Origin of the sequence: uncultured Sphingomonas sp. (genome assembly GCF_964237335.1) — a bacterium.
Lineage (GTDB): Bacteria > Pseudomonadota > Alphaproteobacteria > Sphingomonadales > Sphingomonadaceae > Sphingomonas.
This window is the reverse complement of record NZ_CAXSHM010000084.1, coordinates 1-2,710: the sequence shown is the minus strand read 5'-3', so window position 1 is coordinate 2,710 and position 2,710 is coordinate 1. Positions and strand designations below refer to the sequence as shown.

The 2,710-nt window shown below is 66.9% G+C and carries 3 protein-coding genes; all 3 read left to right on the top strand.

The features are described from left to right. A partial coding sequence (locus tag ACFE65_RS17540; RefSeq protein ID WP_375383647.1) for a xanthine dehydrogenase family protein molybdopterin-binding subunit occupies positions 1 to 542 on the top strand: 542 nt, incomplete at its 5' end. A 45-nt stretch (positions 543 to 587) separates the two neighbouring features. Beyond that, entirely contained in the window at positions 588 to 1,469 is an 882-nt protein-coding gene (locus tag ACFE65_RS17535; protein ID WP_375383646.1) for an alpha/beta fold hydrolase, read from the top strand. Beyond that, the gene (locus tag ACFE65_RS17530) at positions 1,466 to 2,647 is read left to right on the top strand and encodes an MmgE/PrpD family protein (RefSeq protein WP_375383645.1); all 1,182 of its coding nucleotides are present in this window, start codon (positions 1,466 to 1,468) and stop codon (positions 2,645 to 2,647) included. The genes ACFE65_RS17535 and ACFE65_RS17530 overlap by 4 nt, the downstream gene beginning before the upstream one ends. The last annotated feature ends 63 nt before the right edge of the window (positions 2,648 to 2,710 follow it).

Sequence of the window (2,710 nt, the reverse complement as noted above, 5' to 3'; positions counted from 1 at the left end):
TCTCGGTGGAAATCTATGCCTTCTCCGGGTCAGCTCTCAGTGGAAATCAACACCCTGGCGTCTCGGGCATGATCTCGATGATGCAGAAGGCGCGCAACACGCACTCGGCGATCTTCGTCGAGGTCCGGGTCGACGAGGAGCTGGACCAGGTCCGCGTAACGCGCGTCGGCAATGCCGTCGCGGCGGGCCGGATCATCAACCCCAAGACCGCGCGCAGCCAGATCCTGGGCGGGGTGGTGATGGGGATCGGCATGGCGCTGCACGAAGAGACCTTCGCCGACGCGAAGCTCGGCCGCTGGATGAACCACAACTACGCCGAATACCATGTACCCGCGCATGCCGACGTCGAGGACATCGACGTGATCTTCGTCGACGAGCCCGATTCGGAAGTGACGCCGCTGGGCGTCAAGGGCCTGGGCGAGATCGGCATCGTCGGCACCGCCGCGGCGATCGCCAACGCGATCTACCACGCGACGGGAAAGCGCGTGCGCTCGCTGCCGATCACGATCGACAAGCTGCTCGAGACGGAGATCGACGCCTAGCGACTGGGCGGTCGCACCGCTCCCGGAGAACAGGGGATTATCGAAATGTCGGACACGCTTCTTCAAGACGGCTGGCGCGAGGGTACGCGTGAGATCAACGGCTTGAACCTGCACATCGTCGAGGCTGGCGATCCGGGCGACCCGCTGCTGATCCTGCTCCACGGGTTTCCGGAGTTCTGGTGGGCGTGGCGTCACCAGATCACGCCGCTCGCCGAGGCCGGCTATCACGTCGTCGTCCCCGACATGCGCGGCTACAATACCAGCGACGCGCCGCAGGAGGTCGCCGCCTACGAGCTCGACACGCTGGCGGCGGATGTGATCGGCATCGCGGACGCGTTCGGAGCCGAGCGCTTCCATCTCGTCTCCCACGACTGGGGCGCGGTCATAAGCTGGTGGGTCGCGGCGAAATATCCCGAGCGTCTCAACCGGGTCGTGCTGATGGACGGTCCGCATCCCGACGTCTGGGGCAAGCAGGCGCTCAAGCACCCGACGCAGGCGCTCAAGAGCACCTACGTCGCCTTCTTCCAGCTGCCCTGGGTGCCCGAAGCGACGCTCGGTAGCTTCGACTTCGCCGGCCTCAAGGGGATGATCCAGGGCAGTGCGCACAAGGACACGTTCGAGCCCGGTGCGCTCGACCGCTATGCCGAGGCGTGGGCCCACCCCGGATCGCTGACTGCGATGCTCAACTACTATCGAGCGCTACGCCAGCGTCCGCATGACAAAGAGCCCGCGCGGCTCGCGCCGCCGACGCTGATCCTGTGGGCCGACGACGACCTGTTCCTCGAACGCAGCGTTGCCGAGGCAGGCCTCGCGCTGTGCGACGACGGCAAGCTGGAGTTCGTCGAGGGCGCGAGCCACTGGCTGCACATCGAAATGCCCGACAGCATCAACGCCCGTGTGATCAAATGGCTGGGCCAAGGTCGATGAGCGAGCCGCGCTCCGTGACGCAGGCGATCGCGGACTTCGCACTGCGTGTGGGGTCCGACGACCTCGACGGCTATGCGGCTGACCGCCTGAAGCGCAGCCTGCTTGACGCGATCGGCTGCGCGCTCGGCGCGCTTGGCGCGCCTCCTGTCGGCGCGGTCCGCGCCCTGGTCGAGGAGTTCGGCGGCACTGGCCGCGCCACGATGATCGGGGGTGGCACGACCGCACCCGACCGCGCGTGCCTCGTGAACGGCTGCCTGGTCCGCTACGTCGACTTCATGGATAACATCGCCAGCAAGGGCGAGGTCTGCCATCCCAGCGACAACGTCGCTGCCCTGCTGGCCGCCGGCGAACACGCCGACGCGAGCGGGCGCGACCTCCTGCTGGCGATGGCGATCAGCTACCAGGTGCAGAGCCGGCTGATGGAGACGCTGCCGACGATGCGCGGCGGCCTCAACTACACGACGCCGCTGGCCTATTCGGTGGCCGCGGGCGCGGCGCGGCTGCTCGGGCTCGACGCGGACCGCACGGCGCATGCGCTGGCGCTCGCGGGCGTCTCGTCGGTGTCGCTGGCGGTGATTCAGGCCGAGCCGGTGTCGAACTGGAAAGGCCTCGCCTCGGGCGAAACCGCCAGCCGTGCGCTGCTGAACACCTTCATCGCCGGCAGGGGCGTGACGGGAACGCTTGGCGTGTTCGACGGACCGTTCGGCCTCGACCATCTCGTGCGAAACCATTCGGACGTTGATTGGTCCAAGGAGCCGCTCGACGCCGCCGGCCGAGTCTCGATCAAGCGCTATAACGCCGAGTTCCAGTCGCAGACCAGCGTCGAGGCCGCGATCGAAGTCGGTCGCCAGATACTTGATCCGGGCGTGATCACCTCCGTGACGCTCGACGTCGCCAAAGGCGCGTATGACGTGCTCGGCGGCGGCAGCTATGGTCCTAAGGACGATTGCCACATCAAGGAACAGGCCGACCACAACCTGAAGTACCTGGTGGCCGCGGCGCTGATCGACCGGCAGATGCTCCCCGAACAGTTCGCGCCCGAGCGGATCGAGCGTGCCGACGTGCAGACGCTGCTCGGCAAGGTGACGATCCGCTCGAGCTTCCTCTATACGCGACGCGTGCCGGCCGAGATGCCGTGCAAGCTCGTCGTGGAGGTAGCAGGTGGTGAAACATTGTAATTACTCACCCCCCCCCCCGGTTGTGGGCGGGACGTCAGACGGCGAGGGTAGCGGCGATCGTGC

Bases quoted from the DNA above. Each gene is read 5' to 3' on its own strand.
- ACFE65_RS17530 (WP_375383645.1), top strand. From the start codon at position 1,466: ATGAGCGAGCCGCGCTCCGTGACGCAGGCGATCGCGGACTTCGCACTG.
- ACFE65_RS17535 (WP_375383646.1), top strand. From the start codon at position 588: ATGTCGGACACGCTTCTTCAAGACGGCTGGCGCGAGGGTACGCGTGAG.